Annotated in this window: 1 protein-coding gene; it reads right to left on the bottom strand. The window is 71.1% G+C overall.

The genetic code is table 11. The features are described from left to right. Nucleotides 1-76 precede the first annotated feature (76 nt). On the bottom strand, nucleotides 77-1773 hold a 1697-nt coding region (locus AB0N07_RS50615), incomplete at its 5' end, for a DASS family sodium-coupled anion symporter (RefSeq protein ID WP_365847713.1).

Here is a 1773-nt window from a genome sequence, read left to right as displayed (position 1 = left end):
GCAGACGCGCCGCGACGCCGGCGTCGTGACGGCGCGTCTGCGGGCCTCGGCGTTCCGGGCCGCCGGTGGTCAGGACTCAGAGTCCGAAGACCCAGACGAGCAGGGTCATCGACGCGATGGAGATGAGCACGACGGCGATGACGTTCAGCCACACGCCGCCCTTCACCATCTGGCCGATGGTCACGTAGCCGGAGCCGTACGCGATGGCGTTCGGCGGGGTGGCAACGGGCAGCATGAACGCGCAGGTCGCGGCGAGGGCGACGGGCGCGGCCAGCATGAGCGGGGCGATGCCGGTGCCCATGGCCACGCCGGAGGCGACCGGCAGGAACGTGGCCGCGGTGGCCGTGTTCGAGGTCATCTCGGTCAGCAGCAGGGTGCCGACGGTGGCGATCACCACGAGCACCCACACGGGGATGTCACCGAAGCCCTTGACCTGCTCACCGAGCCACGTGGACAGGCCCGACTTGGAGAACTGACCGGACAGGGCCAGGCCGCCGCCGAACAGCAGGAGCACGCCCCACGGCAGGTCCTTCGCGGCCTCCCAGTCGAGCAGGCGCACGCCGCGCCCGGCCCCGCCACCGGCCGGCAGGAGGAACAGGATGAGTCCGACGACGATGGCGATGGCCGCGTCCGAGAGCAGCGGGGATTCCAGGTCCAGGACGTACTCGGAGATCAGCGGCACGGTGATCCAGGCCAGCGCGGCGAGGACGAAGACGGCGAGGACCTTGGCCTCGGGGGCGCTCATGCGGCCGAGGCGGGCCAGCTCGGTGGCGATCAGGTCGCGGCCGCCGGGGACCTCGTCGATCTCGGGGCGGAACAGCACGCGGGTGAGCAGGAACCAGCACGCGAAGAGCAGCACGACGGCGATCGGCACGCCGACCAGCATCCACTGGCCGAAGCCGATCTCCACGCCGTGCTCGGCGGCCATGTGGCCCGCGAGCAGGGTGTTGGGCGGGGTGCCGATGATGGTGCCGAGCGAGCCGATGGACGCGGCGTACGCGATGCCGAGCATGAGCGCGGTGCCGAAGTTCGACTTGGTGAGGGAGCGGATCTCGGCCTGCGTGGGGGCCTCGCCGGGCGCGGATGCGGGAGCGGCGGGGCGGTCGACCTGGTCCGCTGCCTCGTCCGCGGTCAGGGCGTCGTCCGTGGCGTAGCGCTGGACGAGCACGAGGATGGACACGCCGATGGGGAGCATCATCACGGCGGTGGCGGTGTTGGACACCCACATGGAGATGAACCCGGTGGCGATCATGAAGCCCAGGACGAGGTTCACGGTCCTGGCGCCCATGAACTTCAGGACGCCGAGCGCGATGCGCCGGTGCAGGTTCCAGCGCTGCATGGCCAGGGCGAGCATGAAGCCGCCCATGAACAGGAAGATGACGTTGTTGCCGTAGCTCGCGCCGACGGCGTCGACGGTGATGCCGCCGTCGGACTCCTCGGCGGGCACGCCGAGCGGGAAGACGACGAGCGGCAGCAGGGCGGTGGCGGGGATGGGCAGGGCCTCGGTCATCCACCACACGGCCATGAGCACGGCGGTGGCGGCGACGAGGCGGGGCCAGACGCCGAGGTCGCCCGGCATCAGCAGGAACAGGGCGACGGCGAGCAGGGGGCCGGCCACGAGGCCGATGATGCGCTTGACGTTCTCGCCGCCGGTCAGCGGCTCGTCACGCATGCCCGGGGAGAGTTCGTGTTCGAACTCCTGGGCGGCCGCTCGGGGGTTGAAGCGGGAGACGTGCTCGTTGACATTGCTCGGCGGGGGGAGCGGACGGGACG

This window comes from Streptomyces sp. NPDC051172, from assembly GCF_040682555.1.
Lineage (GTDB): Bacteria > Actinomycetota > Actinomycetes > Streptomycetales > Streptomycetaceae > Streptomyces.
The sequence above is the reverse complement of the archived record's forward strand: the minus strand, read 5'-3'. Positions and strand labels throughout refer to the sequence as shown.